Consider the following 23477-nt stretch of genomic DNA (forward strand, 5'->3'; position numbering starts at 1 on the left):
AGAGACTTGGTATTCATTTTTCGTCCGAAGACGTTAAGAATCCATGTCACTTTGAGTGCCCACACAGATTGTCTGATAAATTGTTAAAGAGCAGTTGCGACGGCGCTGTGCGCTCTGTCGCGAGGTGGCGTATATTACGCTTTCCTCTTGCAGAGTCAACCCTGAATTTCAGGATTTTTTCTCTGCCGACCCGGCTTACTCTGTGAACTCGTTCACATGTGCCGTGTCAGTGGGAGCGCATTATAGGGATCCCAGTTTTTTGCACAAGCCTTTTATCGATCTTTTTTTCCAAGTGATGGTTTTTCACCCTTTTCGTCGCGTTATTGTCCAGTTTGCTCAATTTTCACCACAATAAAGGGTTGCAGATGGCGGAAAAAGCCACCAAAGTCTTCGTACAACTCCGGTTTATTGAGGTAATCATGTCCGCCAATTTACGTCCTTATAAAGATTTATTCCCGCAAACAGGCCTGCGGGTGATGATCGATGCCACCAGCGTGGCAATCGGCGATGTCAGAATGGCTGATGATGTCAGTATCTGGCCACTGGTCGCCATTCGCGGCGATGTTAACTATGTGGAAATCGGTGCCCGTACCAATATTCAGGACGGTAGCGTTCTGCACGTTACGCATAAATCTGCTTATAACCCGCAAGGCAATCCACTGATCGTTGGCAACGATGTCACCGTCGGTCATAAGGTGATGCTGCATGGCTGCACTATCGGCGATCGGGTGCTGGTAGGGATGGGTTCCATTTTGCTGGATGGCGTAGTGGTAGAAGATGATGTCATGATTGGCGCCGGCAGCCTTGTACCGCAGAACAAGCGGCTGGAAAGCGGCTATCTCTATTTTGGCAACCCGGTTAAGCAAATCCGCTCCCTGACGGAAGCGGAGCGGGCGGGACTGCTCTATTCAGCAAACAACTATGTGCAATGGAAAAACGATTATCTGGATCAGGAGAACCAAACCCAGCCTTGATCGTCCTCCTGCTGCTCGCGGATCAATTCGTCAGCCTCTTCTTCCAGATCCCAGCGATGCTCGCGAAACACGGCCAGCCACTGCGCGGGATCTTCCCCCCCAAAGCGCTGGCCTAATATTTCACCTTTGATAGCGCAGGTGAGTTGCATACCATTAACCAGCACCGGGAAGGTGACGCATTGCCGCCCGGCATCCCACTCTTCACGGTCAGGAAACTGAATGGCCTGATTCACGTATTCAGTTCCTTGTGCAACGCATGAATCACCGGCGCAATATCCGGCAGAACGCCATGCCACAGCAGCACCGCGTGGGCAGCCTGGGCCACCAGCATCCCTAACCCATCAGCACACATTTTAGCTCCGTGCTGCTGGCACCAGCTCAAAAACGGCGTATTGCCCTTCTGATAAAACATGTCATAGCAATAGACATGCGGGCCGATTAAAGAGGACGGGATGGCCGGCACTTCACCACCAATACCGCTGGAGGTCGCATTAATAATGAGATCGAACTCGAGCCCGGCCAGCGACGCCATTTCCACGGCACAAACGCTACCGGTATGGGCAAACAGCGTTGCCAGCTGATGCGCACGGGAGCTGGTGCGGTTGACGATAGTGACCGCGCAATCCAGCGATAAAAGCGGCAGCAACACGCCGCGCGATGCGCCACCGGCGCCAATAAGCAATACCCGGCAACCCGGTTTAATAAAACCAAGCCGCTCCAGATCGCTCAGTAGCCCAATACCATCGGTATTGTCCCCCAGCAAACGCCCGTCTTCCAGCCGCTTGAGAGTATTGACCGCCCCCGCCAACGCCGCTCGTTCGGTCAGTTCATCCGCGCGGGAAAACGCCTCTTCCTTGAACGGGACGGTAACGTTGGCCCCCTTTCCCCCTTCAGCAAAGAAAGTATTCAGCGTACTGGTAAATTCATCCAGCGGTGCCAGTATGCGCCCATACGGGTGTGTAATTTGCAACTGCTGCGCAAAGTGCTGGTGAATAGCGGGGGACTTACTGTGGGCGATCGGGTTTCCGAAGACTGCGTAGGTTTCCATAACTTATCCCTGGCGAAAGAGTTCGCCCGTCAGGGCATCGCGAATTTCAGACGGGTTTTGACGACCGCCCGTTGCACCATCGACCACCGGGAAACCGGCGCCGAACTGAGCCTGCACTTCGGCAGTAGTACGGCAAGGTGGCTGGCCGGACAGATTCGCGCTGGTTGAGACCAGCGGTTTACCATAGGCCTTGCACAGTTCAACCACCAGCGGATGATCGCTCACGCGAACCGCCAGGGAGTCAAAGCGCCCGGTCAACCAGCGCGGCGTCGTGGCGCGAGCCGGGAAGACAAAGGTCACCGGCCCCGGCCAGCAGGAGAAAATTACGGCTCGTTGTTCATCGCTGAGCTGCGAATCATCAATATAGGGTGTCAGCTGTTCAAAGCTGGCGGCGATCAGAATCAGTCCCTTATCAACGGGGCGCTGTTTGAGCTCAAGCAGGCGCATAACCGCCGTTTCGCTGTCAGGATCGCAGCCAACGCCAAAAACGGCTTCCGTCGGATAGGCGATGACATGTTCATTATGCAAAACCGCCACGGCATGGGCGACGGTTTCTGAGTGCAGGTTATTATTCACTGATTTGTTCCGCCGGGATCGGCTTTCCACATTGTTTACTGGCACAGAAGCGTCTGACGCCCTGCGCCGTTTTCTTTTCGATTAATAGCGGATAATGGCATTCCGGGCATTCACCCGCTACCGGTGTGAAGTTGATAACGAACTGGCAATCGGGGTAACGATCGCAGGAATGAAAGGTTTTTCCGAAACGGGAACGGCGCTGGACCAGCTGCCCCTGGCCACACTGCGGACACGCAATCGCCGTTTCATCAGGCTTATCAATAGTTTCAGTATGTTCACATTCCGGATAACGGCTACAGCCAATGAACATACCAAAGCGCCCCTGGCGTAGCACCATTACAGCGCCGCAGGACGGGCACACTTGCCCCTCCAGCACTTTTACGATATGTCCGTCCGCCTGACTTTTCAGAGGACGGACATAGTCACAGTCCGGATAGTGGGAGCAGCCGAGAAACGGCCCGTGTTTCCCGGAGCGGATTACCAGTTCAGCCCCACACTGCGGGCAGGGCTCGTTTTTACGCACCGAAAACAGTGCTGATTTGGTCATAACAACTCGATGTTGCTGCAATAAGATTAATGCAGCATACCTTCATTTACTTCGAAGAGTAATTCTTCCATTTGCTGATAGGCATTTTCGCAGCCTGGAATATTAAACAGTACCATCAGGATCACCCATTTCAGGTCCTCCAGATCGAATTCTGCTGTATCCAGCGCCAGCACGCGCTCAATCACCATTTCTCGCGTTTCGAGGTTCAACACCTGAATTTGCTCGAGGAATAGCAAAAATCCTCGGCAACTGGCATCCAGACGCAGGCACTCTTCTTCGGTGTAAATCCGCAAAGAGAGCGGGTCAGAAGCAAGCTGCATGGGTGCGACGAGACCTTCCTGATAATCAGCCAGTTTCTCGAGCCACATCAGCGCATTATAGATATCTTCCCGATCGAATCCTGCATCGGTCAGATCCCGGGTCAGTCGATCCTGATCCACACGCATTTCTGCTTCGTTTTGGATGTAAGTCTCAAACAAATACATCAGTACGTCGAACATGGCTTGCCCTCCTTAATCGGACATAGCCGCCGGGTACAGCTGCGATCCAGCCTGCTAACTCCAGTTCAAGTAGCTGAGCTACGGTCACTGGCACAGATTGGCCGGCACGTTCAGCGACAACGTCAACAGGTGTTACCTCATCTCCTACGTTAGCCAGGAGCTCTGGAAATGGCAATGCTACAGGAGGCTGATCCATGCAATTATTTCTGTTGTCAGGCACATCCGGGAGCCATCTCAGCACCTGCTGACAATATTCAACGATATCTTCCGCGGAAGTGACGGGAATGGCGCCTTGCTTCATTAACCAATGTGGCCCCTCGGAACCAGGACTCCCCACGGGTCCAGGCAGTGCAAAAACGTCTCGTCCTTGATCCAATGCGCAGCGTACGGTCACCAGCGAGCCGCTTTTCAACGCCGCCTCGATCACCAGCACCCCCATGCTGAGCCCGCTGATGATCCGGTTACGACGCGGGAAGTTCCCCGGCAGAGGAGAGGCGGCCAGAGGGAACTCAGAAAGCAATGCACCTCCGCTCTCCACGATCTGTTGTGCTAATGCGGTATGGCGACGCGGATAAACCGAGCCCAGTCCATTCCCGAGCACGGCAACGGTTTTCCCGTTTGCCTCAAGCGCCCCCCGGTGAGCGACGCCATCAATACCGATCGCCAGACCGCTGGTAATCGTTATACCGTGATGTGCCAGGATGGCGCTGAACTGTTTACCCCAATGTGCCCCATACCAGGAATGTGAACGGCTGCCGACAATAGCCAGCTGCACACTGCTCAGAACAGCCAAATCCCCGCGAACCAGCAGCGCGCCAGGATAATCGCTAATCGCGCGCAGCTGCGGGGGATAGCGGGAGTCATCCGCCAGCAGCAGATGGTGTTCAGGCTGCTCCAGCCACACTAATGTCGAATCGATATCATGTTGGCTGCAGCTCAGAAATTGCGTCGCCTGCGCCACACTCAGCCCGCAGGTACGCAACATTTCACTATCAAGCGCAGGGGCTGTACACATCCGCCGGGCAGCCATCACCATATTGTCGCCGTACAGGTTATTCACCATCATCAGGCGCAGCCAAATCTCTGTGGGCGTCATCCTTATCCCCCTGCCATAAGCGGCTTTGACAATCTTTGCGATTGGACAGCGAGACTGTCAATTGCAGGGGGTTTTGTCTAGAATAGAGGTAATAATCTTATCAACTCCTGAATACGACTCTGGATCTTTATGGCAGTTTTGCAAGTGTTACATATCCCGGACGAGCGCCTTCGCAAAGTCGCTGAACCGGTTAAAGAAGTGAATGCGGAAATTCAGCGTATCGTCGATGATATGTTCGAGACGATGTACGCCGAAGAAGGTATTGGTCTGGCTGCAACGCAGGTGGATATCCATCAGCGCATTATCGTCATCGATGTTTCCGAAAACCGTGAACAGCAGCTGGTATTAATTAACCCGGAACTGTTGGAAAAAGACGGTGAGACGGGCATTGAAGAGGGCTGCTTATCCATTCCGGAACAGCGTGCGCTGGTGCCGCGTGCTGAAACCGTGAAGATTCGCGCATTGAATCGTGAAGGACAGTCCTTTGAGCTGGCAGCTGATGGTCTTCTGGCTATCTGCATCCAGCATGAAATGGATCACCTGGTAGGCAAACTGTTTATCGATTATCTGTCGCCGCTGAAACAACAGCGTATTCGCCAGAAAGTTGAAAAACTGGATCGTTTGCGTACGCGTGCCTGAGGACAAGGACTAACGTGCCACAATCACTACGTATTATCTTTGCGGGAACCCCCGATTTTGCAGCGCGTCATCTTGATGCGCTGTTGTCGTCCGAGCACCAGGTGGTTGGCGTGTTTACTCAGCCCGATCGCCCCGCCGGTCGCGGCAAAAAGCTGATGCCCAGCCCGGTCAAAGTCCTCGCAGAAGCTCATAATCTGCCGGTATTCCAGCCCGCATCTTTGCGCCCGCAGGAAAACCAGCAGCTGGTTGCCTCGCTTAATGCCGATGTCATGGTCGTCGTGGCCTATGGGCTCATTCTACCAGAGGCGGTTCTCGATATGCCGCGTCAGGGTTGCATCAACGTCCACGGTTCTTTGTTGCCCCGCTGGCGTGGTGCTGCGCCGATTCAGCGTTCACTCTGGGCGGGTGATGCCGAAACCGGCGTCACCATCATGCAGATGGATGTCGGTCTGGATACCGGTGATATGCTGTATAAACTCTCCTGCCCCATCACTTCGGAAGATACCAGCGCCAGTCTGTATGACAAACTGGCCGCTCTCGGCCCACAAGGGTTGCTGGAAACCCTGGCCCAGGTAGCAAGCGGGGTCGCTCAGCCTGAAGTCCAGGATGAAGCCTTAGCCACTTATGCTGAGAAGCTCAGTAAAGAAGAAGCCCGTCTCGACTGGTCACTTTCCGCAGCACAGCTTGAGCGCTGCATCCGGGCGTTCAACCCATGGCCAATGAGCTGGCTGGAAATTGATCAACAACCGGTGAAAGTCTGGCAGGCATCCGTCATCGCCGACACCAGCAGCGCTGAGCCTGGCACAATTGTCGCCGCCGGCAAGCAAGGTATCCAGGTTGCAACCGGCAATGGCATTCTGAACCTGGAATCGCTGCAGCCTGCGGGTAAAAAAGCGATGAGCGCTCAGGATCTGCTAAATTCTCGTCGGGAGTGGTTTATCCCCGGTAACCGTCTTTCCTGACGGTCGTCACTTCTAAAGCCCGGATTTACCGGGCATTTTTATTTTTGCGGTTATGAAAAAAAATCTTAATTTACGCAGTCTGGCGGCGCAAGCCGTTGAGCAGGTTGTCGAACAAGGACAGTCACTCAGCAACGTTCTTCCGCCGTTACAGCAAAAAGTGGGTGAAAAGGACAAAGCGCTGCTGCAGGAACTTTGCTTTGGCGTCCTGCGTACTCTTAGCCAACTGGAATGGCTGGTTAACAAGCTGATGGCTCGCCCGATGGCCGGCAAACAGCGCACCATTCACTATTTGATTATGGTGGGATTTTATCAGCTGCTGTACACCCGCATTCCCCCCCATGCCGCGCTGGCTGAGACCGTGGAAGGCGCGGTAGCCATCAAGCGCCCGCAGCTGAAAGGGCTGATCAACGGTGTTTTACGTCAGTTTCAGCGTCAACAGGAAACATTGCTGGCTGAATTTGCCCAAAGCGACAGCCGTTTTCTCCATCCGGCATGGCTGCTCAAGCGTCTGCAGAAATCCTGGCCACAGCAATGGCAGGCGATTGTGGAAGCTAATAACCAGCGTCCACCGATGTGGCTGCGGGTTAACCGTCATCACCATTCGCGCGATGAGTGGCTTAAGCTGCTGGCAGAGGCCGGTTTACAAGGTTTTGCCCATCCTGATTATCCCGATGCTGTTCGCCTGGCAACGCCAGCGCCCGTTCATGCATTACCCGGTTTCGACCAGGGCTGGGTCACTGTACAGGATGCGTCAGCCCAGGGCTGCATGCGCTATCTGACACCGGAAAACGGAGAGAGAATCCTCGATCTTTGTGCCGCCCCCGGGGGCAAAACGACGCATATTCTGGAAGTCGCACCGCAGGCGAGCGTGCTGGCGGTAGATATTGATGAGCAGCGCCTGTCCCGCGTCTACGATAATCTGAAACGCCTCGGCATGAAGGCGCAGGTTAAACAAGGCGATGGCCGCTATCCAGCCCAATGGTGCGAGGATGAACAATTCGACCGGATTCTGCTCGATGCTCCCTGCTCGGCGACTGGAGTTATCCGTCGTCACCCGGATATTAAATGGTTACGACGCGATCGCGATATCGCTGAACTGGCCCAACTACAGGCGGAGATTCTCGATGCAATATGGTCACACCTGAAACCTGGCGGAACCCTGGTCTATGCGACCTGTTCCATCCTCCCGGAAGAAAACAGCCAGCAGATTGCCGCTTTCCTGAAGCGGACGCCTGATGCGGAACTCAGCACCACCGGCTCGCCTGAACAACCCGGCGTGCAAAATTTGCCTGGGGCAGAAGAAGGTGATGGCTTCTTTTACGCTAAGCTGATCAAACATCGGAAATAATGGATCACAGCTGATGAAGATTATTATTCTGGGCGCCGGACAGGTAGGCGGAACTCTCGCGGAAAACCTCGTCGGAGAGAACAACGACATCACCTTAGTCGACACCAATGGTGACCGCCTGCGCAGCCTGCAGGATAAATTTGACCTTCGTGTGGTCCAGGGACACGGTTCTCATCCCCGTGTTCTACGCGAAGCCGGTGCCGATGATGCGGATATGCTGGTGGCGGTAACCAGTTCAGATGAAACCAATATGGTGGCCTGCCAGGTCGCCTATTCTCTGTTTAATACGCCTAATCGTATCGCCCGCATTCGTTCTCCGGACTACGTACGTGACGCCGAAAAACTGTTCCATTCAGAAGCGGTGCCTATCGACCATCTGATCGCACCGGAACAGTTAGTTATCGACAGTATCTACCGGCTTATTGAGTACCCTGGCGCACTGCAGGTGGTTAACTTTGCCGGGGGGAAAGTCAGCCTGGCGGTCGTGAAAGCTTACTATGGCGGCCCCCTGGTCGGTAATGCGCTCTCGACAATGCGCGAGCATATGCCGCATATCGATACCCGCGTAGCCGCTATTTTCCGTCACGACAGGCCTATTCGCCCGCAGGGTTCAACGATTGTTGAAGCCGGGGACGAAGTGTTCTTTATTGCCGCCTCGCAGCACATCCGTGCCGTAATGAGCGAACTGCAACGTCTCGAAAAACCCTATAAACGCATCATGCTGGTTGGCGGTGGAAACATCGGCGCGGGGCTCGCCCATCGGCTGGAGAAGGATTACAGCGTTAAGCTTATCGAGCGCGATCAACAACGTGCCGCTGAGCTGGCCGAGAAACTGCAAAATACCATCGTCTTTTATGGTGACGCCTCGGATCAGGAGTTACTGGCGGAAGAGCATATCGATCAAGTCGATCTGTTCATTGCCGTCACTAACGATGACGAAGCGAACATCATGTCCGCCATGCTAGCCAAGCGAATGGGCGCCAAAAAAGTGATGGTGTTGATTCAGCGGAAAGCGTATGTCGATCTGGTTCAGGGGAGTGTTATTGATATTGCGATCTCGCCTCAGCAAGCCACCATTTCTGCGCTGCTCAGCCATGTGCGTAAAGCCGATATTGTTGGCGTCTCTTCCCTGCGCCGCGGGGTAGCGGAGGCCATCGAAGCGGTTGCCCACGGCGATGAGAGTACCTCGAGGGTAGTGGGCCGCTCGATCGATGAGATCAAGCTGCCACCTGGGACGATCATTGGCGCCGTCGTGCGTGGCAATGATGTGATGATCGCCAATAATAATCTGCGTATCGAACAGGGCGATCATGTCATTATGTTTTTGACCGACAAAAAATTTATATCCGACGTCGAACGTCTTTTCCAGCCGAGTCCTTTCTTCCTGTAATTGCTTTCGGGCGCCTATATGGCGCCCATTTTCATTACCCTTTATTTATCAATGGATAATATTTTTTAGCAATTATTCAACAGCAATGGAAAATAGAAATACATTTGATAAACTTATCCTGTCAGCTGGTTCAAGGAGAGTAGAATGAGTATTTTAAAAGAGTTTCGCGACTTCGCGATGCGCGGGAATGTTGTTGATTTGGCAGTGGGTGTCATCATTGGTGCGGCTTTCGGTAAAATTGTATCGTCTTTAGTTGCCGATATTATTATGCCGCCGCTTGGTCTGCTCATTGGCGGAATTGATTTTAAATCGTTCGCCTTCACCTTACGCGATGCCCAGGGCGATGTCCCGGCTGTCGTGATGCACTACGGGGTATTTATTCAGAACGTCTTTGATTTCGTGATCGTGGCATTTGCCATTTTCATGGCCATCAAACTGATGAATAACCTGAACCGTAAAAAGCAGGAGGCCCCAGCTGAGCCGCCGGCGCCGACGAAAGAAGAAGTGCTGTTAAGTGAGATTCGTGACCTGTTGAAAGAACAGAATAACCGTTCTTAATCAAACGACAGAAAGCAGAAAGCCAGTGGTAAAAAAGTGAATCACTCTTTTGCCACTGGCCTCCCGGTCATTCCGACCTGCATGTTTATCTTTACGCTGGTAGCTTCCTTTCCCCTTCCGATTTTTCTCAACTCTTTGTCTGAATAACGGGTCATGCAACAGTGCTTCGATGGCATTATCTTTTATTTGCCCTTTCGTATGCTGATAGCGACTCATCGTTTCTCCTGGTAGTAAATGAAATCGACGCGAGTGTAGATCCGCGCGGTGAAAAAATCAACGCCCTGTAGCGCCACTGCTGGCCCCCTGTTCAAGCGCCTCGAGAATAGAGCAATACACGCTGCTGTGAGCACTGCCGCAACATGCATCGTTGAGTCTTTGTAAGGAGCGCCGCATCGTCTGTAATTCTTTAATCCGCGCTTCAACTTCACTCAGCCGCGCCTGTACGATGCCTTTTGATTCCTGGCAGGTATGATGTTCAGGATCGACACGGATCGAAAGCAGTTCGCGGATCGCTTCCAGAGTAAAGCCCAACTGCCGGGCATAGCGGATAAAACGCAGGCGCTGAAGATCATTATCGGTATAGAGGCGAAATCCCCCTTCGGTACGCACGTCATGAGCCATCATCTGCTGCTTTTCATAGTAGCGGATGGTATCAGGCGTTACATCAGCAAGCTTCGCCAGTTCACCAATACGGTACATGCTTACTCCTTATCAATCTTAGTGTGAAGCCTGTCGGCATATTCGCCGCGCAGAAAGTCGGTATTAAGTCCGGCCTGACGCAGCTTGAGCTCAAGCAGGGCAAGTCGACGGCTAAGTTCGGCGTATTGTGGGTCATCTGGACGCACGGCTTTAAGTAAATCAACCAGCGCCACCGCTTCTTTACGCTGCTCAAGTTCGGGAGGTAAACAGCCGGCGTTTTTGAGCAACCGATAGCCGGCGCGTAATTCAGGCGGTATATTGAGGTCGTCATCCAACGTTAGCGGTTCGCCGCGGCCAGGAAGATCGTCGAAATCACCTTTGCTTTGGGCATCAAGGATATGGCGTTCTGCCCACTGATCCAGTAACCACATAATACGGCTCCGGGAATGAACAAAAAGAATACAGATATTGTAGTGAAGCAGGGATAACGAGGATATAAAAAAACCCGCCGAGGCGGGTTTTTTTACGTTACTACAGATTACTCTGCAGCAGCTTCTGCTTTCAGCTCAGCACGATCAACCAGCTCGATGTATGCCATCGGCGCGTTGTCGCCTGCACGGAAGCCACACTTCAGAATGCGAGTGTAACCACCGGCGCGGCTCGCGAAACGCGGGCCCAGCTCGTTAAACAGTTTTGCCACGATCTCGTTATCACGAGTACGGGCGAATGCCAGACGACGATTAGCTACGCTATCAGTCTTGGCAAGAGTAATCAGCGGCTCAACTACGCGACGCAGTTCTTTCGCTTTCGGCAGGGTCGTCTTGATGATTTCATGACGAACCAGCGAACCAGCCATGTTACGGAACATAGCCTGGCGATGGCTGCTGTTGCGGTTCAGTTGACGACCACTCTTACGATGGCGCATGACCTTATCCTTCTCAGTAAAACCTTAACCTGTGATCCGGTTACTCGTCAGCAATGCTTGCCGGTGGCCAGTTTTCCAGGCGCATGCCCAGAGACAGACCACGTGAAGCCAGCACGTCTTTAATCTCAGTAAGAGATTTTTTACCCAGGTTCGGCGTTTTCAGCAACTCAACCTCGGTACGCTGTACCAGATCACCGATATAGTGGATAGCTTCTGCCTTGAGGCAGTTAGCAGAGCGGACAGTCAATTCGAGATCGTCAACAGGGCGCAGCAGGATCGGATCGAATTCTGGTTTCTCTTCTTTCACTTCCGGCTGACGTACATCACGTAAGTCAACGAAAGCTTCCAGTTGTTCTGCCAGGATGGTAGCCGCACGACGAATCGCCTCTTCAGGATCGATTGTGCCGTTGGTTTCCATTTCGATGACCAGCTTGTCCAGGTCGGTACGCTGTTCTACACGCGCTGCTTCAACATTGTAGGCAATACGCTCTACCGGGCTGTAGCATGCGTCGACCAGCAGACGGCCGATTGGGCGCTCATCTTCTTCCGAATGAATTCGGGCAGAAGCCGGCACATAACCGCGACCGCGCTGAACTTTGATACGCATGCTAATCGCAGCGTTCTCATCGGTCAGGTGGCAGATCACATGTTGCGGCTTGACGATTTCGACATCACCGTCATGGGTAATGTCGGCTGCGGTCACAGGGCCAATGCCAGATTTATTCAAAGTAAGGATAACTTCATCTTTACCCTGAACTCTCACCGCAAGCCCTTTCAGGTTGAGCAGGATTTCAAGGATATCTTCCTGAACGCCTTCTTTGGTGCTGTACTCGTGCAGTACACCATCAATCTCAACCTCGGTCACCGCGCAACCCGGCATCGATGAGAGCAGAATACGGCGCAGTGCGTTACCCAGAGTATGGCCAAAGCCACGCTCTAAAGGCTCAAGGGTCACCTTGGCGTGCGTCGAACTCACTTGCTCGATATCGACCAGGCGCGGTTTTAGAAACTCTGTCACAGAACCCTGCATTGTGTCCTCTCTTTGGTACTAAGCTTTACTTGGAGTAAAGCTCGACGATCAGGTGTTCGTTAATGTCCGCAGACAGATCAGAACGTTCCGGCTGACGCTTGAACGTACCTTCCATCTTGCCAGCATCAACTTCCAGCCAGGTTGGCTTTTCACGCTGCTCAGCCAGCTCCAGAGCGGCTTTCACGCGAGATTGCTTTTTCGCTTTCTCACGAATGCTAACAACGTCGTTCGCTTTAACCTGATAAGAAGCAATGTTAACAACACGACCGTTTACCATGATAGCTTTGTGGCTAACCAGCTGACGTGATTCAGCACGAGTCGCGCCGAAGCCCATACGGTATACAACGTTGTCCAGACGGCCTTCCAGCAGAGCCAACAGGTTTTCACCGGTGTTGCCTTTCAGACGAGCTGCTTCTTTATAGTAGTTACGGAACTGACGCTCCAGCACACCGTACATACGGCGAACTTTTTGCTTTTCACGCAACTGCACACCATAGTCAGACAGACGCGGCTTACGCGCACCGTGCTGGCCAGGAGCTTGTTCAATTTTACACTTGGTATCGATCGCGCGAACGCCAGACTTAAGGAACAGGTCTGTGCCCTCACGACGGCTCAGCTTGAGCTTAGGACCCAAATATCTTGCCATTTTCTTTCTCCAACAATCCTAGAAACGAACGCGTTATACGCGACGTTTTTTCGGCGGACGACAACCGTTATGAGGGATCGGAGTCACATCAGTAATATTAGTGATGCGGAAACCAGCGGCGTTCAGTGCACGAATGGTAGATTCGCGACCCGGACCCGGACCTTTGACCATAACTTCCAGATTCTTGATGCCGTATTCTTTTACGGCTTCAGCGCAACGCTCTGCTGCAACCTGAGCTGCGAACGGAGTGGATTTGCGAGAACCACGGAAACCGGAACCACCGGCTGTTGCCCAACCCAGTGCGTTACCCTGACGATCGGTAATGGTAACGATGGTGTTGTTAAAAGAAGCATGGACATGAGCCACGCCATCAGAGACTTGTTTTCTTACACGCTTACGTGCACGAACTGGTGCCTTTGCCATTATTCAATCACCCCGATTATTTCTTGATCGGTTTACGCGGACCCTTGCGGGTACGTGCGTTGGTCTTAGTACGCTGACCGCGAACCGGAAGACCACGACGATGGCGTAAACCACGATAGCAACCAAGGTCCATCAGACGCTTGATGCTCAGGGTGATTTCACGGCGCAGATCACCTTCAACGACAAATTTACCTACTGCTTCACGCAGGGATTCAATTTGTTCTTCAGACAGCTCACTGATCTTAACATTTTCAGCGATACCCGTGTCAGCACAGATGGCTTTAGAACGGGTCTTGCCGATACCGAAAATAGCAGTTAACGCGATTACGGTATGTTTCTGATCAGGAATGTTAATGCCTGCTATACGGGCCACTATGCACTCCTACTATTTAATATGTACGCACCATGCTGAAAAGCCCGTTTTCAGGATACTCAAATGGAAACGTACAGACATACAAAAGATTGGCTGGCTAATCTAGCCAGCTCAATCCAACTTTGCAAGAAAAATATGCGAAAAAATCAGCCTTGGCGCTGTTTATGCTTTGGCTCGGCACTGCAAATCACGCGGATGACGCCATCACGCTTAACGATTTTGCAGTTACGGCATAATTTCTTGACGGAAGCACGAACTTTCATTTTTACTCTCCGTAACTTCTCGGGCGACCAATTATCGGCCGTAGCCTTTCAGGTTCGCCTTCTTCAATGCAGACTCGTACTGACTTGACATCATCAGAGTTTGCACTTGAGCCATAAAGTCCATAATCACAACGACAACAATAAGCAGCGAGGTTCCACCAAAGTAGAACGGCACTTTCATTGCATCACGCATGAACTCCGGGATCAGGCAGATAAAGGTAATGTATAACGCACCAACCAAAGTCAGGCGAGTCATTACTTTATCGATATACTTCGCCGTTTGCTCTCCCGGACGAATTCCTGGTACAAATGCACCGGACTTCTTCAGGTTATCTGCTGTTTCACGTGGGTTGAAAACCAACGCCGTATAGAAGAAACAGAAGAAGATGATTGCAGACGCATAGAGTAACACATAAAGCGGTTGCCCAGGCTGCAAATACAGCGAAATTGTTGTCAGCCAGTTCCAACCGGTACCGTCCCCGAACCATGACGCGATGGTCGCTGGGAACAGAATAATACTGGAAGCGAAGATTGCCGGGATGACCCCTGCCATATTCACTTTCAGCGGTAAATGTGTGCTCTGTGCAGCATAGACGCGACGACCCTGTTGACGCTTAGCGTAGTTCACCACAATGCGGCGTTGACCACGTTCAACGAATACAACAAAGAAAGTCACGGCAAATACTAATACTGCAACCAACAGCAACAGGAGGAAGTGCAGGTCGCCTTGACGCGCTTGCTCGATAGTGTGGGCGATGGCTGGCGGGAGACCCGCAACGATACCAGCGAAGATAATGATCGAGATACCGTTACCGATACCACGTTCAGTAATCTGTTCGCCGAGCCACATCAGGAACATGGTTCCTGTGACCAGACTTACAACAGCGGTGAAATAGAATGCAAAGCCTGGATTCATCACCAGGCCCTGCATACCAGGCATATTCGTCAGACCGGTAGCAATACCGATCGACTGGAATATCACCAGAGTACCGTAGCGGGTGTACTGGCTGATCTTACGACGACCAGACTCCCCTTCTTTCTTCAGCTCTGCTAACGGCTGATAAACAACCGTCAGCAGCTGGACTATGATCGATGCCGAAATATACGGCATGATACCCAAAGCAAAGATAGAAGCACGGCTGAGAGCACCACCAGAGAACATGTTGAACATTTCAATGATGGTGCCTCGCTGTTGCTCAAGCAGTTTGGCAAGTACAGCGGCATCAATACCAGGGATCGGAATAAAAGAACCAATACGGAACACAATCAGCGCACCGATAACAAACAGAAGTCTGCGTTTCAGTTCGCCAAGTCCACCTTTGGCACTTTGAAAATCTAATCCCGGTTGCTTAGCCATCTGCTACTTATTCCTCAATTTTACCGCCAGCAGCTTCGATAGCAGCACGAGCACCTTTAGTCACGCGCAGGCCACGAACAGTTACCGGACGAGCTACCTCGCCAGAAAGGATCACTTTCGCGAACTCAATCTGAATACCGATAATGTTAGCTGCTTTCAGCGTGTTCAGGTCGACTACATCGCCTTCTACGTGGGCCAGATCAGACAGACGAACTTCTGCAGTGATCATAGCTTTACGAGAAGTGAAGCCGAATTTCGGCAGACGACGGTACAGAGGCATCTGACCACCTTCGAAACCGCGACGTACGCCACCGCCAGAACGAGAGTTCTGACCTTTGTGACCACGACCACCGGTTTTACCGAGGCCAGAACCGATACCACGACCCAGGCGTTTACCCGCCTTTTTGGAGCCTTCGGCCGGAGACAGAGTATTTAAACGCATCTCTTACTCCTCAACTTTAACCATAAAGGAAACCGCGTTGACCATACCACGAACGGCAGGAGTATCCTCGCGTTCTACGGTGTGACCAATACGACGCAGACCCAGGCCAAGCAGCGTTGCCTTGTGTTTCGGCAGACGACCGATTGCACTGCGGGTTTGAGTAATTTTAATAGTCTTTGCCATGGTTTATTTCCCCAGAATTTCTTCAACGGATTTACCACGCTTGGCAGCGACCATTTCTGGAGAATTCATATTTTCCAGGCCATCAATAGTTGCACGAACCACGTTGATCGGGTTGGTGGAACCATATGCTTTAGCCAGAACGTTATGAACTCCAGCAACTTCCAGAACGGCGCGCATTGCACCACCGGCGATGATACCGGTACCTTCGGAAGCTGGCTGCATGAATACACGAGAACCCGTGTGAACACCTTTAACCGGGTGCTGCAGGGTGCCGTGGTTCAGCGCGACGTTAATCATATTGCGACGGGCTTTTTCCATCGCTTTCTGGATCGCTGCTGGAACTTCACGCGCTTTACCGTAACCAAAACCTACGCGGCCATTACCGTCGCCAACTACAGTCAGAGCTGTGAAGGAGAAAATACGACCACCTTTAACGGTTTTAGATACGCGGTTAACCGCGATCAGCTTTTCCTGCAGTTCGCCAGCTTGTTTTTCGATGTGAGCCATCTTACACCTCTACCTTAGAACTGAAGGCCAGCTTCACGGGCAGCATCTGCCAGTGCCTGGACACGACCATGATATTGGAACCCGGAACGGTCAAAGGAAACATCTTTGATGCCTTTTTCCAGAGCGCGTTCAGCAACAGCTTTACCCACAGCTGCAGCCGCGTCTTTGTTACCGGTGTACTTCAGTTGTTCAGCGATAGCTTTTTCTACAGTAGAAGCAGCTACCAGAACTTCAGAACCGTTTGGTGCAATGACCTGTGCGTAAATATGACGCGGGGTACGATGTACCACCAGGCGAGTTGCACCCAGCTCCTGGAGCTTGCGGCGTGCGCGGGTCGCACGACGGATACGAGCAGATTTCTTATCCATAGTGTTACCTTACTTCTTCTTAGCCTCTTTGGTACGCACGACTTCGTCGGCGTAACGAACACCCTTGCCTTTATAAGGCTCAGGACGACGGTAGGCGCGCAGATCTGCTGCAACCTGACCGATCACCTGCTTATCAGCGCCTTTCAGCACGATTTCAGTTTGAGTCGGGCATTCTGCAGTGATACCGGCCGGCAGCTTATGCTCAACAGGATGAGAGAAACCTAAAGCCAGGTTTACTACATCCCCTTTGACCGCTGCACGATAACCTACACCAACCAGCTGAAGCTTTTTAGTGAAGCCTTCGGTAACACCGATAACTACTGAGTTAAGCAGGGCACGCGCGGTACCAGCCTGAGCCCAACCGTCTGCGAAACCATCACGCGGACCGAAGGTCAGTGCATTATCTGCATGTTTAACTTCAACAGCATCGTTGAGAGTACGAGTCAGCTCGCCATTCTTACCTTTGATCGTAATAACCTGACCGTTGATTTTTACATCAACGCCGGCAGGAACAACGACCGGTGCTTTAGCAACACGAGACATTTTTTCCTCCGATTAGGCTACGTAGCAGATAATTTCGCCACCAAGACCAGCCTGGCGCGCTGCACGATCAGTCATAACACCTTTAGAGGTAGAAATAACTGCGATACCCAGACCCGCCATAACTTTAGGCAGCTCATCTTTACGTTTGTAGATGCGCAGACCTGGGCGGCTGACACGCTGAATGCTTTCTACAACAGCTTTACCCTGGAAATACTTAAGAGTCAGTTCCAGTTCCGGCTTGATGTCGCCTTCAACTTTAAAATCTTCAATAAAGCCTTCTTCCTTCAGCACGTTGGCAATTGCCACTTTCAGCTTGGAAGAAGGCATGGTGACCGCAGCTTTATTCGCGGCCTGACCGTTACGGATACGGGTCAGCATATCCGCGATCGGATCTTGCATGCTCATCTGTCTTTACTCCCGTGATTCAATTGGTGACAATTACCAGCTAGCCTTTTTCAGACCCGGGATTTCACCGCGCATGGCGGCTTCACGGACCTTGATACGGCTCAACCCGAACTTCCGCAGGAAACCATGCGGACGACCTGTTTGACGGCAGCGGTTACGCTGACGAGACGGGCTGGAATCACGCGGCAGAGTCTGCAGCTTGAGAACAGCATTCCAACGATCTTCGTCGGTTGCGTTCACATCAGAGATGATAGCTTTCAGTTCAGCGCGTTTAGCGAAGAATTTATCAGCTAAAGCCACGCGCTTTACTTCGCGTGCTTTCATTGATTGCTTAGCCATTAAGTAACCCTACCTTACTTGCGGAACGGGAAGTCAAAGGCAGCCAGCAGAGCGCGGCCTTCTTCATCAGATTTCGCAGTAGTGGTAATGGTAATATCCAAACCACGAACGCGGTCGACTTTATCGTAGTCGATTTCTGGGAAGATGATCTGCTCACGGACACCCATGCTGTAGTTACCACGACCGTCGAAAGACTTGGCGGACAAGCCACGGAAGTCACGGATACGCGGTACAGCAATAGTGATCAGGCGCTCAAAGAACTCCCACATGCGTTCGCCACGCAGAGTTACTTTACAGCCGATCGGATAGCCCTGACGGATTTTGAAGCCTGCAACTGATTTGCGTGCTTTGGTGATCAACGGCTTTTGACCGGAGATTGCTGTCAGGTCAGCTGCTGCGTTATCCAGCAGTTTCTTGTCAGCGATCGCTTCACCAACACCCATGTTCAGGGTGATCTTCTCGACCCGAGGGACTTGCATGACAGAATTGTAGTTAAACTCAGTCATGAGTTTCTTAACTACTTCGTCTTTGTAGTAATCATGCAGTTTCGCCATCGTACTACTCCAAATTACTTGATAGTTTCGCTGTTAGACTTGAAGAAACGGACTTTTTTGCCGTCTTCGAATCTAAAGCCTACACGGTCAGCCTTGCCGGTTGCCGCATTGAAGATTGCAACGTTAGAAACCTGAATAGCAGCTTCTTTTTCAACGATGCCGCCTGGTTGGTTCAGAGCCGGAACCGGCTTCTGGTGTTTCTTAACCAGGTTGATACCTTCAACAATGAGCTTGCCGGAAGACAAGACATTCTTAACTTTACCGCGTTTACCTTTATCTTTACCGGTTAACACGATAACTTCGTCATCACGACGGATTTTCGCTGCCATGATTCGCTCCTTAGAGTACTTCTGGTGCCAGAGAGATAATTTTCATGAACTTCTCGGTACGAAGCTCACGAGTTACCGGCCCAAAAATACGCGTACCGATGGGCTGCTCGCTGTTATTGTTCAGAATAACGCATGCATTACCATCGAAGCGAATGACAGAACCGTCCGGGCGACGAACACCCTTCTTGGTGCGCACCACTACCGCCTTCAGCACATCACCTTTTTTGACCTTACCACGCGGAATTGCTTCCTTGATGGTGATCTTGATGATGTCGCCTACGCCTGCGTAGCGACGGTGCGAGCCACCCAGAACCTTGATACACATTACGCGACGTGCACCGGAGTTGTCGGCGACGTTCAGCATAGTCTGTTCTTGGATCATTTTAGTGCTCCGCTAATGTCAACTACTACTGAGACCCAAAATCGGGCCGTTAAAAATCCCCATATCGAGGGCGCGGCATTATAACACCGGAAATCGGATATGGGTAGAAAAAATAAACGGCTCATCGCTGAGCCGTTTATTCGTTGAGAATGCAGGCTCTATTACAGAACCGCTTTCTCTACAACGCGAACCAGCGTCCAGGACTTAGTCTTGGACAGCGGACGGCATTCGTGGATTTCGACCACGTCACCGATACCGCATTCGTTGTTCTCGTCATGTACGTGCAGTTTGGTCGTACGCTTGATGAATTTACCGTAGATCGGGTGTTTCACAAAACGTTCGATAGCAACAACGATGGATTTCTCCATTTTATTGCTAACTACGCGACCTTGCAGAGTACGGATTTTATCGGTCATTACGCACCCGCCTTCTCAGTCAGTAAAGTCTTAACGCGTGCAACATCGCGACGCACTTGCTTCAGCAGATGAGTCTGTTGCAGCTGGCCACTCGCAGCCTGCATACGCAGGTTGAACTGCTCACGCAGCAGGTTCAGCAGCTCAGCGTTCAGCTCTTCAACGCTTTTTTCACGCAGCTCTTTTGCTTTCATTACATCACCGTCTTAGTTACAAAGGTGGTTTTGATAGGCAGTTTCGCTGCTGCCAGGCCGAAGGCTTCACGGGCCAGCTCTTCCGGTACGCCGTCCATTTCATAAAGGACTTTACCCGGCTGAATCAAGGCAACCCAGTACTCCACGTTACCTTTACCTTTACCCATACGAACTTCCAGCGGCTTCTCGGTGATCGGTTTGTCCGGGAATACACGGATCCAGATCTTACCTTGACGCTTAACTGCACGGGTCATAGCACGACGTGCTGCTTCGATCTGACGTGCAGTCAGACGACCACGGCCAACAGCTTTCAGACCGAAAGTGCCGAAGCTAACATCCGTACCCTGCGCCAGACCACGGTTGCGGCCTTTGTGCACTTTACGGAATTTTGTACGCTTTGGTTGTAACATCAGCGACGCTCCTTATTTACGGCCTTTACGCTGCTGCTTTTTAGGTTGAGCAGCCGGTTCCGGTTGTTCAACAGCAGCCATACCACCCAGGATCTCGCCTTTGAAGATCCATACCTTAACGCCGATTACACCGTAAGTGGTGTGCGCTTCAGAGGTGTTGTAGTCGATGTCAGCACGCAGAGTGTGCAGCGGTACGCGACCTTCACGGTACCATTCGGTACGTGCGATTTCCGCGCCGCCCAGACGGCCGCTAACTTCAACTTTAATACCTTTAGCGCCCAGACGCATTGCGTTCTGTACAGCACGCTTCATCGCACGACGGAACATAACGCGACGTTCCAGCTGAGAAGTGATGCTGTCAGCAACCAATTTAGCGTCCAGTTCTGGCTTACGAACTTCGGCGATATTGATCTGTGCAGGAACGCCAGCGATATCCGCGACGACCTTGCGCAGTTTTTCTACGTCTTCACCTTTCTTACCGATAACGATGCCCGGGCGAGCAGTGTGAATGGTCACACGGATGCTCTTAGCCGGACGCTCGATAACGATACGAGATACGGACGCTTTAGCCAGTTCTTTAGTCAGGAACTGACGTACTTTAAAATCGCTGTCCAGGTTGTCAGCGAATTCTTTGGTGTTCGCGAACCAGGTAGAGTTCCATGGTTTGACAATACCCAGGCGAATACCATTAGGATGTACTTTCTGACCCATTGCTAGTCTCCAGAGTCTCAGCGATCGGACACAACCACAGTGATGTGGCTGGTGCGCTTCAGGATGCGATCTGCACGACCTTTCGCACGCGGCATAATGCGCTTCATGCTCGGGCCTTCGTCTACGAAAATTTTCGCAACTTTCAGATCGTCAATGTCAGCGCCATCGTTGTGTTCAGCGTTAGCAATGGCAGATTCCAGTACCTTCTTGACCAGTACAGCAGCTTTCTTGTTGGTGTAGGTCAGAATATCCAGGGCCTGCGACACTTTCTTACCGCGAATCAGGTCAGCGACAAGGCGAACCTTCTGAGCAGAAGAACGAGCATGGCGATGTTGAGCTAAAGTTTCCATCTCTTCCTCCTACCTTATTTCTTCTTCGCTTTTTTATCAGCAGCGTGGCCGCGATAAGTACGAGTCGGTGCGAATTCACCCAGTTTGTGACCAACCATTTCGTCGGAAACAAAAACTGGAACGTGCTGACGACCATTATGGACAGCGATGGTCAAACCGATCATGTTAGGAAAGATCGTTGAACGACGGGACCAAGTGCGCAGGGGCTTCTTGTCTCCGCTTTCCACCGCTTTCTCTACCTTCTTCAGCAAGTGCAGGTCAATAAAAGGACCTTTCTTGAGAGAACGTGGCATGGCTTATCCTCTAAAATTATTTGCTACGGCGACGTACGATGAATTTATCAGTACGCTTGTTGCTGCGGGTCTTCTTACCTTTGGTCTGCAGGCCCCACGGGGATACCGGGTGCTTACCAAAGTTACGACCTTCACCACCACCATGTGGGTGGTCGACTGGGTTCATCGCAGTACCGCGAACGGTAGGACGAACACCACGCCAGCGTGCAGCACCTGCTTTACCCAGTACGCGCAGCATATGCTCAGCATTGCCAACTTCGCCCAGAGTAGCGCGGCAGTCTGCTTCGACTTTACGCATTTCACCAGAACGCAGACGCAGGGTGACATAAGCACCGTCGCGAGCAACGATCTGAACGTAAGTACCAGCGGAACGAGCCAGCTGACCGCCTTTACCTGGTTTCATTTCTACGTTGTGAACGGTAGAACCAACCGGGATATTGCGCATCGGCAGGGTGTTGCCTGCTTTGATTGCAGCATCAACGCCAGACTGAATCTGGTCGCCAGCTTTCAGGCCTTTAGGGGCCAGGATGTAACGGCGCTCGCCATCTTTGTACAGAACCAGCGCGATGTTCGCGGAACGGTTCGGATCGTACTCAAGACGCTCAACAACTGCCGGGATACCATCTTTGTTGCGTTTGAAGTCAACAATACGGTAAGCCTGCTTGTGGCCACCACCGATATGACGGGTGGTGATACGGCCATTGTTGTTACGACCACCGGATTTGCTGTTTTTTTCCAGCAACGGAGCAAAAGGTTTGCCCTTGTGCAGCTCAGGGTTAACCACTTTAACAACGTGGCGACGACCCGGAGATGTCGGTTTACATTTAACAACTGCCATTGTATTACTCCTCCGACTTACTCAGCGCCGCCAACGAAGTCCAGATTCTGGCCTTCTTTCAGGGTGACGTAAGCTTTTTTCCAGTCGCTACGACGACCGATACGCTGTCCGTGACGTTTAACTTTCCCTTTAACGACCAGGGTGTTAACGACTTCGACTTCGACTTCAAACAGTTTCTGCACAGCAGCTTTGATTTCTGCTTTGGTCGCGTCTTTAGCAACTTTGAGAACGATGGTGTTTGTTTTTTCCATCGCAGCAGACGCTTTTTCAGAAACGTGCGGTGCGCGCAGCACCTTCAGCAGACGTTCTTCACGAATCATGCCAGCATCTCCTCAACTTGCTTAACAGCATCAGCAGTCATTACGACTTTGTCGAAGGCGATCAGGCTAACCGGGTCGATACCAGTTGCATCGCGTACGTCAACCTTGTGCAGGTTGCGCGCAGCCAGGAACAGGTTTTCGTCCAGCTCACCGGTGATGATCAGCACATCTTCCAGAGCCATGTCTTTCAGTTTCTGTGCCAGCAGCTTAGTTTTAGGCGCTTCAACAGAGAACTTCTCGACAACGATCAGACGATCCTGACGTACCAGTTCGGACAGAATGCTTTTCAGCGCGCCGCGGTACATCTTTTTGTTAACTTTTTGACTGTGGTCCTGCGGACGCGCAGCGAAGGTTACGCCACCAGAACGCCAGATCGGGCTCTTGATAGAACCTGAACGCGCACGGCCGGTACCTTTCTGGCGCCACGGCTTTTTGCCTGAACCAGTTACTTCAGCACGAGTCTTCTGAGCACGAGTACCCTGACGAGCACCAGCTGCATAAGCAACAACAACCTGGTGTACCAGCGCTTCGTTGAAATCACGACCGAAGGTAGTTTCGGAAACAGTCAGCGCGCTCTGCGCGTCTTTCAATACTAATTCCAT

General features: G+C 51.9%; 41 protein-coding genes. 6 read left to right on the forward strand and 35 right to left on the reverse strand.

Translation table 11 applies throughout. The features are described 5' to 3' along the window. Nucleotides 1-419: 419 nt before the first annotated feature. Nucleotides 420-974 carry a gamma carbonic anhydrase family protein gene (locus tag ACI2JR_RS13570; protein WP_462478776.1) on the forward strand — a complete coding sequence of 185 codons (555 nt, stop codon included), beginning with the start codon at nt 420-422 and terminating at the stop codon, nt 972-974. Here ACI2JR_RS13570 and ACI2JR_RS13575 read toward each other — a convergent pair. Genes ACI2JR_RS13575 through dprA form a run of 6 tightly spaced genes read right to left on the reverse strand, consistent with a single transcriptional unit; the run spans nt 950 to nt 4741 of the window. After that, nucleotides 950-1207, reverse strand: a complete 258-nt coding sequence (locus ACI2JR_RS13575; protein WP_462478777.1) for a DUF1488 domain-containing protein — start codon at nt 1205-1207, stop codon at nt 950-952. The genes ACI2JR_RS13570 and ACI2JR_RS13575 overlap by 25 nt on opposite strands. Continuing rightward, nucleotides 1204-2022, reverse strand: coding sequence for a shikimate dehydrogenase (gene aroE, locus ACI2JR_RS13580; protein ID WP_462478778.1), 819 nt, complete (start codon nt 2020-2022; stop codon nt 1204-1206). Before aroE ends, ACI2JR_RS13575 begins: the two co-directional genes overlap by 4 nt. A gap of 3 nt (nt 2023-2025) precedes the next feature. Next, nucleotides 2026-2598 (reverse strand): L-threonylcarbamoyladenylate synthase type 1 TsaC, encoded by a 573-nt coding sequence (tsaC, locus tag ACI2JR_RS13585; protein ID WP_132731673.1) that lies wholly within the window; start codon nt 2596-2598, stop codon nt 2026-2028. Beyond that, nucleotides 2591-3145 (reverse strand): topoisomerase DNA-binding C4 zinc finger domain-containing protein, encoded by a 555-nt coding sequence (locus ACI2JR_RS13590; RefSeq protein WP_462478779.1) that lies wholly within the window; start codon nt 3143-3145, stop codon nt 2591-2593. Before ACI2JR_RS13590 ends, tsaC begins: the two co-directional genes overlap by 8 nt. 26 nt (nt 3146-3171) lie before the next feature. Then, nucleotides 3172-3645, reverse strand: a complete 474-nt coding sequence (smg, locus tag ACI2JR_RS13595) for a DUF494 family protein Smg (RefSeq protein WP_100686337.1) — start codon at nt 3643-3645, stop codon at nt 3172-3174. Further along, nucleotides 3617-4741: a DNA-protecting protein DprA gene (gene dprA / locus ACI2JR_RS13600; RefSeq protein WP_132731671.1), complete on the reverse strand. Its 1125-nt coding sequence runs from the start codon at nt 4739-4741 to the stop codon at nt 3617-3619. The genes smg and dprA overlap by 29 nt, the downstream gene beginning before the upstream one ends. Nucleotides 4742-4870: 129 nt before the next feature. Here dprA and def point away from each other — a divergent pair, with 129 nt between their 5' ends. The 5 genes from def to mscL all read left to right on the forward strand — a co-directional run bounded on the left by def (nt 4871) and on the right by mscL (nt 9638). After that, complete coding sequence (def, locus tag ACI2JR_RS13605) at nt 4871-5380, forward strand: peptide deformylase (protein WP_132731670.1); 510 nt, start codon at nt 4871-4873, stop codon at nt 5378-5380. A 14-nt stretch (nt 5381-5394) separates the two neighbouring features. Further along, nucleotides 5395-6342, forward strand: a complete 948-nt coding sequence (gene fmt, locus ACI2JR_RS13610) for a methionyl-tRNA formyltransferase (protein ID WP_132731669.1) — start codon at nt 5395-5397, stop codon at nt 6340-6342. Nucleotides 6343-6394: 52 nt separating this feature from the next. Further along, nucleotides 6395-7690 carry a 16S rRNA (cytosine(967)-C(5))-methyltransferase RsmB gene (rsmB, locus tag ACI2JR_RS13615; protein WP_132731668.1) on the forward strand — a complete coding sequence of 432 codons (1296 nt, stop codon included), beginning with the start codon at nt 6395-6397 and terminating at the stop codon, nt 7688-7690. Nucleotides 7691-7703: 13 nt separating this feature from the next. Further along, the gene (gene trkA / locus ACI2JR_RS13620) at nt 7704-9080 is read left to right on the forward strand and encodes a Trk system potassium transporter TrkA (RefSeq protein WP_462478780.1); all 1377 of its coding nucleotides are present in this window, start codon (nt 7704-7706) and stop codon (nt 9078-9080) included. Between the two features lie 144 nt (nt 9081-9224). Continuing rightward, the gene (gene mscL, locus ACI2JR_RS13625; RefSeq protein ID WP_132731666.1) at nt 9225-9638 is read left to right on the forward strand and encodes a large-conductance mechanosensitive channel protein MscL; all 414 of its coding nucleotides are present in this window, start codon (nt 9225-9227) and stop codon (nt 9636-9638) included. On the opposite strand, the gene ACI2JR_RS13630 is transcribed toward mscL, so the two are convergent. The 29 genes from ACI2JR_RS13630 to rplD all read right to left on the reverse strand — a co-directional run bounded on the left by ACI2JR_RS13630 (nt 9639) and on the right by rplD (nt 23477). Next, nucleotides 9639-9854: an alternative ribosome-rescue factor A gene (locus ACI2JR_RS13630; RefSeq protein WP_132731665.1), complete on the reverse strand. Its 216-nt coding sequence runs from the start codon at nt 9852-9854 to the stop codon at nt 9639-9641. 57 nt (nt 9855-9911) lie between these two features. Next, on the reverse strand, nt 9912-10337 hold the full coding sequence (gene zntR / locus ACI2JR_RS13635; protein ID WP_132731664.1) for a Zn(2+)-responsive transcriptional regulator: 426 nt from the start codon (nt 10335-10337) through the stop codon (nt 9912-9914). A gap of 2 nt (nt 10338-10339) precedes the next feature. Continuing rightward, nucleotides 10340-10708 (reverse strand): DnaJ family domain-containing protein, encoded by a 369-nt coding sequence (locus tag ACI2JR_RS13640; RefSeq protein ID WP_132731663.1) that lies wholly within the window; start codon nt 10706-10708, stop codon nt 10340-10342. Between the two features lie 107 nt (nt 10709-10815). Then, nucleotides 10816-11202 carry a 50S ribosomal protein L17 gene (rplQ, locus tag ACI2JR_RS13645; protein WP_004868344.1) on the reverse strand — a complete coding sequence of 129 codons (387 nt, stop codon included), beginning with the start codon at nt 11200-11202 and terminating at the stop codon, nt 10816-10818. Between the two features lie 40 nt (nt 11203-11242). Further along, on the reverse strand, nt 11243-12232 hold the full coding sequence (locus tag ACI2JR_RS13650; protein ID WP_002919219.1) for a DNA-directed RNA polymerase subunit alpha: 990 nt from the start codon (nt 12230-12232) through the stop codon (nt 11243-11245). A 25-nt stretch (nt 12233-12257) separates the two neighbouring features. Further along, nucleotides 12258-12878 carry a 30S ribosomal protein S4 gene (gene rpsD / locus ACI2JR_RS13655; RefSeq protein WP_004868345.1) on the reverse strand — a complete coding sequence of 207 codons (621 nt, stop codon included), beginning with the start codon at nt 12876-12878 and terminating at the stop codon, nt 12258-12260. A 33-nt stretch (nt 12879-12911) separates the two neighbouring features. Beyond that, the gene (rpsK, locus tag ACI2JR_RS13660; protein WP_004138423.1) at nt 12912-13301 is read right to left on the reverse strand and encodes a 30S ribosomal protein S11; all 390 of its coding nucleotides are present in this window, start codon (nt 13299-13301) and stop codon (nt 12912-12914) included. Between the two features lie 16 nt (nt 13302-13317). Further along, entirely contained in the window at nt 13318-13674 is a 357-nt protein-coding gene (gene rpsM / locus ACI2JR_RS13665; RefSeq protein ID WP_004868349.1) for a 30S ribosomal protein S13, read from the reverse strand. Nucleotides 13675-13820: 146 nt separating this feature from the next. Then, entirely contained in the window at nt 13821-13937 is a 117-nt protein-coding gene (gene rpmJ, locus ACI2JR_RS13670) for a 50S ribosomal protein L36 (protein WP_000868187.1), read from the reverse strand. Nucleotides 13938-13968: 31 nt separating this feature from the next. After that, the gene (secY, locus tag ACI2JR_RS13675; RefSeq protein WP_462478781.1) at nt 13969-15294 is read right to left on the reverse strand and encodes a preprotein translocase subunit SecY; all 1326 of its coding nucleotides are present in this window, start codon (nt 15292-15294) and stop codon (nt 13969-13971) included. A gap of 7 nt (nt 15295-15301) precedes the next feature. Further along, nucleotides 15302-15736 (reverse strand): 50S ribosomal protein L15, encoded by a 435-nt coding sequence (rplO, locus tag ACI2JR_RS13680; RefSeq protein WP_004868352.1) that lies wholly within the window; start codon nt 15734-15736, stop codon nt 15302-15304. Nucleotides 15737-15739: 3 nt separating this feature from the next. Further along, complete coding sequence (gene rpmD / locus ACI2JR_RS13685) at nt 15740-15919, reverse strand: 50S ribosomal protein L30 (protein WP_001140434.1); 180 nt, start codon at nt 15917-15919, stop codon at nt 15740-15742. Between the two features lie 3 nt (nt 15920-15922). Further along, on the reverse strand, nt 15923-16426 hold the full coding sequence (rpsE, locus tag ACI2JR_RS13690) for a 30S ribosomal protein S5 (RefSeq protein ID WP_004106339.1): 504 nt from the start codon (nt 16424-16426) through the stop codon (nt 15923-15925). Nucleotides 16427-16440: 14 nt separating this feature from the next. After that, nucleotides 16441-16794, reverse strand: a complete 354-nt coding sequence (rplR, locus tag ACI2JR_RS13695; RefSeq protein WP_000358960.1) for a 50S ribosomal protein L18 — start codon at nt 16792-16794, stop codon at nt 16441-16443. A 9-nt stretch (nt 16795-16803) separates the two neighbouring features. Continuing rightward, a complete protein-coding gene (rplF, locus tag ACI2JR_RS13700; RefSeq protein ID WP_041142965.1) occupies nt 16804-17337 on the reverse strand; it encodes a 50S ribosomal protein L6 in 534 nt (177 codons plus the stop codon). Between the two features lie 12 nt (nt 17338-17349). Continuing rightward, complete coding sequence (rpsH, locus tag ACI2JR_RS13705; RefSeq protein WP_004106343.1) at nt 17350-17742, reverse strand: 30S ribosomal protein S8; 393 nt, start codon at nt 17740-17742, stop codon at nt 17350-17352. Nucleotides 17743-17775: 33 nt separating this feature from the next. Further along, nucleotides 17776-18081 carry a 30S ribosomal protein S14 gene (rpsN, locus tag ACI2JR_RS13710; RefSeq protein WP_002919667.1) on the reverse strand — a complete coding sequence of 102 codons (306 nt, stop codon included), beginning with the start codon at nt 18079-18081 and terminating at the stop codon, nt 17776-17778. A 14-nt stretch (nt 18082-18095) separates the two neighbouring features. Next, a complete protein-coding gene (rplE, locus tag ACI2JR_RS13715; protein ID WP_001096202.1) occupies nt 18096-18635 on the reverse strand; it encodes a 50S ribosomal protein L5 in 540 nt (179 codons plus the stop codon). Nucleotides 18636-18649: 14 nt separating this feature from the next. Next, nucleotides 18650-18964, reverse strand: a complete 315-nt coding sequence (gene rplX / locus ACI2JR_RS13720) for a 50S ribosomal protein L24 (protein WP_004106345.1) — start codon at nt 18962-18964, stop codon at nt 18650-18652. Between the two features lie 10 nt (nt 18965-18974). Next, nucleotides 18975-19346: a 50S ribosomal protein L14 gene (rplN, locus tag ACI2JR_RS13725; RefSeq protein WP_002919748.1), complete on the reverse strand. Its 372-nt coding sequence runs from the start codon at nt 19344-19346 to the stop codon at nt 18975-18977. Nucleotides 19347-19507: 161 nt separating this feature from the next. Continuing rightward, nucleotides 19508-19762, reverse strand: a complete 255-nt coding sequence (gene rpsQ / locus ACI2JR_RS13730) for a 30S ribosomal protein S17 (RefSeq protein WP_004868357.1) — start codon at nt 19760-19762, stop codon at nt 19508-19510. After that, nucleotides 19762-19953 (reverse strand): 50S ribosomal protein L29, encoded by a 192-nt coding sequence (rpmC, locus tag ACI2JR_RS13735; protein ID WP_004868359.1) that lies wholly within the window; start codon nt 19951-19953, stop codon nt 19762-19764. Before rpmC ends, rpsQ begins: the two co-directional genes overlap by 1 nt. Continuing rightward, nucleotides 19953-20363 carry a 50S ribosomal protein L16 gene (gene rplP, locus ACI2JR_RS13740; protein WP_002919759.1) on the reverse strand — a complete coding sequence of 137 codons (411 nt, stop codon included), beginning with the start codon at nt 20361-20363 and terminating at the stop codon, nt 19953-19955. Before rplP ends, rpmC begins: the two co-directional genes overlap by 1 nt. Nucleotides 20364-20375: 12 nt before the next feature. Then, complete coding sequence (gene rpsC, locus ACI2JR_RS13745) at nt 20376-21074, reverse strand: 30S ribosomal protein S3 (protein WP_002919766.1); 699 nt, start codon at nt 21072-21074, stop codon at nt 20376-20378. Between the two features lie 17 nt (nt 21075-21091). Further along, a complete protein-coding gene (rplV, locus tag ACI2JR_RS13750; RefSeq protein ID WP_002919773.1) occupies nt 21092-21424 on the reverse strand; it encodes a 50S ribosomal protein L22 in 333 nt (110 codons plus the stop codon). 14 nt (nt 21425-21438) lie between these two features. Continuing rightward, nucleotides 21439-21717 (reverse strand): 30S ribosomal protein S19, encoded by a 279-nt coding sequence (rpsS, locus tag ACI2JR_RS13755; protein WP_001138115.1) that lies wholly within the window; start codon nt 21715-21717, stop codon nt 21439-21441. A gap of 16 nt (nt 21718-21733) precedes the next feature. Then, on the reverse strand, nt 21734-22555 hold the full coding sequence (rplB, locus tag ACI2JR_RS13760; RefSeq protein ID WP_002919786.1) for a 50S ribosomal protein L2: 822 nt from the start codon (nt 22553-22555) through the stop codon (nt 21734-21736). Between the two features lie 17 nt (nt 22556-22572). Continuing rightward, nucleotides 22573-22875, reverse strand: coding sequence for a 50S ribosomal protein L23 (gene rplW / locus ACI2JR_RS13765; RefSeq protein ID WP_004868363.1), 303 nt, complete (start codon nt 22873-22875; stop codon nt 22573-22575). After that, entirely contained in the window at nt 22872-23477 is a 606-nt protein-coding gene (gene rplD / locus ACI2JR_RS13770; RefSeq protein ID WP_000424395.1) for a 50S ribosomal protein L4, read from the reverse strand. The genes rplW and rplD overlap by 4 nt, the downstream gene beginning before the upstream one ends.

Origin of the sequence: Klebsiella sp. NPDC088457 (assembly GCF_044900465.1) — a bacterium.
In the GTDB taxonomy this organism is placed as follows: Bacteria; Pseudomonadota; Gammaproteobacteria; order Enterobacterales; family Enterobacteriaceae; genus Klebsiella.

Bases quoted from the DNA above. Each gene is read 5' to 3' on its own strand.
- ACI2JR_RS13650 (WP_002919219.1), bottom strand. From the start codon at position 12,232: ATGCAGGGTTCTGTGACAGAGTTTCTAAAACCGCGCCTGGTCGATATC.
- rpmC (WP_004868359.1), bottom strand. From the start codon at position 19,953: ATGAAAGCAAAAGAGCTGCGTGAAAAAAGCGTTGAAGAGCTGAACGCT.
- aroE (WP_462478778.1), bottom strand. From the start codon at position 2,022: ATGGAAACCTACGCAGTCTTCGGAAACCCGATCGCCCACAGTAAGTCC.
- rplV (WP_002919773.1), bottom strand. From the start codon at position 21,424: ATGGAAACTTTAGCTCAACATCGCCATGCTCGTTCTTCTGCTCAGAAG.
- zntR (WP_132731664.1), bottom strand. From the start codon at position 10,337: ATGTACCGTATTGGTGAACTGGCGAAGCTTGCTGATGTAACGCCTGAT.
- mscL (WP_132731666.1), top strand. From the start codon at position 9,225: ATGAGTATTTTAAAAGAGTTTCGCGACTTCGCGATGCGCGGGAATGTT.
- rplQ (WP_004868344.1), bottom strand. From the start codon at position 11,202: ATGCGCCATCGTAAGAGTGGTCGTCAACTGAACCGCAACAGCAGCCAT.
- rpsC (WP_002919766.1), bottom strand. From the start codon at position 21,074: ATGGGTCAGAAAGTACATCCTAATGGTATTCGCCTGGGTATTGTCAAA.
- smg (WP_100686337.1), bottom strand. From the start codon at position 3,645: ATGTTCGACGTACTGATGTATTTGTTTGAGACTTACATCCAAAACGAA.
- rpsE (WP_004106339.1), bottom strand. From the start codon at position 16,426: ATGGCTCACATCGAAAAACAAGCTGGCGAACTGCAGGAAAAGCTGATC.
- rplP (WP_002919759.1), bottom strand. From the start codon at position 20,363: ATGTTACAACCAAAGCGTACAAAATTCCGTAAAGTGCACAAAGGCCGC.
- rplF (WP_041142965.1), bottom strand. From the start codon at position 17,337: ATGTCTCGTGTTGCTAAAGCACCGGTCGTTGTTCCTGCCGGCGTTGAT.
- rpsK (WP_004138423.1), bottom strand. From the start codon at position 13,301: ATGGCAAAGGCACCAGTTCGTGCACGTAAGCGTGTAAGAAAACAAGTC.
- def (WP_132731670.1), top strand. From the start codon at position 4,871: ATGGCAGTTTTGCAAGTGTTACATATCCCGGACGAGCGCCTTCGCAAA.
- ACI2JR_RS13570 (WP_462478776.1), top strand. From the start codon at position 420: ATGTCCGCCAATTTACGTCCTTATAAAGATTTATTCCCGCAAACAGGC.
- rplE (WP_001096202.1), bottom strand. From the start codon at position 18,635: ATGGCGAAACTGCATGATTACTACAAAGACGAAGTAGTTAAGAAACTC.
- rplX (WP_004106345.1), bottom strand. From the start codon at position 18,964: ATGGCAGCGAAAATCCGTCGTGATGACGAAGTTATCGTGTTAACCGGT.
- ACI2JR_RS13590 (WP_462478779.1), bottom strand. From the start codon at position 3,145: ATGACCAAATCAGCACTGTTTTCGGTGCGTAAAAACGAGCCCTGCCCG.
- rpsS (WP_001138115.1), bottom strand. From the start codon at position 21,717: ATGCCACGTTCTCTCAAGAAAGGTCCTTTTATTGACCTGCACTTGCTG.
- rplW (WP_004868363.1), bottom strand. From the start codon at position 22,875: ATGATTCGTGAAGAACGTCTGCTGAAGGTGCTGCGCGCACCGCACGTT.
- rpsH (WP_004106343.1), bottom strand. From the start codon at position 17,742: ATGAGCATGCAAGATCCGATCGCGGATATGCTGACCCGTATCCGTAAC.
- rplR (WP_000358960.1), bottom strand. From the start codon at position 16,794: ATGGATAAGAAATCTGCTCGTATCCGTCGTGCGACCCGCGCACGCCGC.
- rsmB (WP_132731668.1), top strand. From the start codon at position 6,395: ATGAAAAAAAATCTTAATTTACGCAGTCTGGCGGCGCAAGCCGTTGAG.
- rplB (WP_002919786.1), bottom strand. From the start codon at position 22,555: ATGGCAGTTGTTAAATGTAAACCGACATCTCCGGGTCGTCGCCACGTT.
- ACI2JR_RS13630 (WP_132731665.1), bottom strand. From the start codon at position 9,854: ATGAGTCGCTATCAGCATACGAAAGGGCAAATAAAAGATAATGCCATC.
- trkA (WP_462478780.1), top strand. From the start codon at position 7,704: ATGAAGATTATTATTCTGGGCGCCGGACAGGTAGGCGGAACTCTCGCG.
- ACI2JR_RS13640 (WP_132731663.1), bottom strand. From the start codon at position 10,708: ATGTGGTTACTGGATCAGTGGGCAGAACGCCATATCCTTGATGCCCAA.
- rpsQ (WP_004868357.1), bottom strand. From the start codon at position 19,762: ATGACCGATAAAATCCGTACTCTGCAAGGTCGCGTAGTTAGCAATAAA.
- rplO (WP_004868352.1), bottom strand. From the start codon at position 15,736: ATGCGTTTAAATACTCTGTCTCCGGCCGAAGGCTCCAAAAAGGCGGGT.
- rplD (WP_000424395.1), bottom strand. From the start codon at position 23,477: ATGGAATTAGTATTGAAAGACGCGCAGAGCGCGCTGACTGTTTCCGAA.
- rplN (WP_002919748.1), bottom strand. From the start codon at position 19,346: ATGATCCAAGAACAGACTATGCTGAACGTCGCCGACAACTCCGGTGCA.
- secY (WP_462478781.1), bottom strand. From the start codon at position 15,294: ATGGCTAAGCAACCGGGATTAGATTTTCAAAGTGCCAAAGGTGGACTT.
- rpsD (WP_004868345.1), bottom strand. From the start codon at position 12,878: ATGGCAAGATATTTGGGTCCTAAGCTCAAGCTGAGCCGTCGTGAGGGC.
- rpmD (WP_001140434.1), bottom strand. From the start codon at position 15,919: ATGGCAAAGACTATTAAAATTACTCAAACCCGCAGTGCAATCGGTCGT.
- rpmJ (WP_000868187.1), bottom strand. From the start codon at position 13,937: ATGAAAGTTCGTGCTTCCGTCAAGAAATTATGCCGTAACTGCAAAATC.
- rpsN (WP_002919667.1), bottom strand. From the start codon at position 18,081: ATGGCTAAGCAATCAATGAAAGCACGCGAAGTAAAGCGCGTGGCTTTA.
- dprA (WP_132731671.1), bottom strand. From the start codon at position 4,741: ATGACGCCCACAGAGATTTGGCTGCGCCTGATGATGGTGAATAACCTG.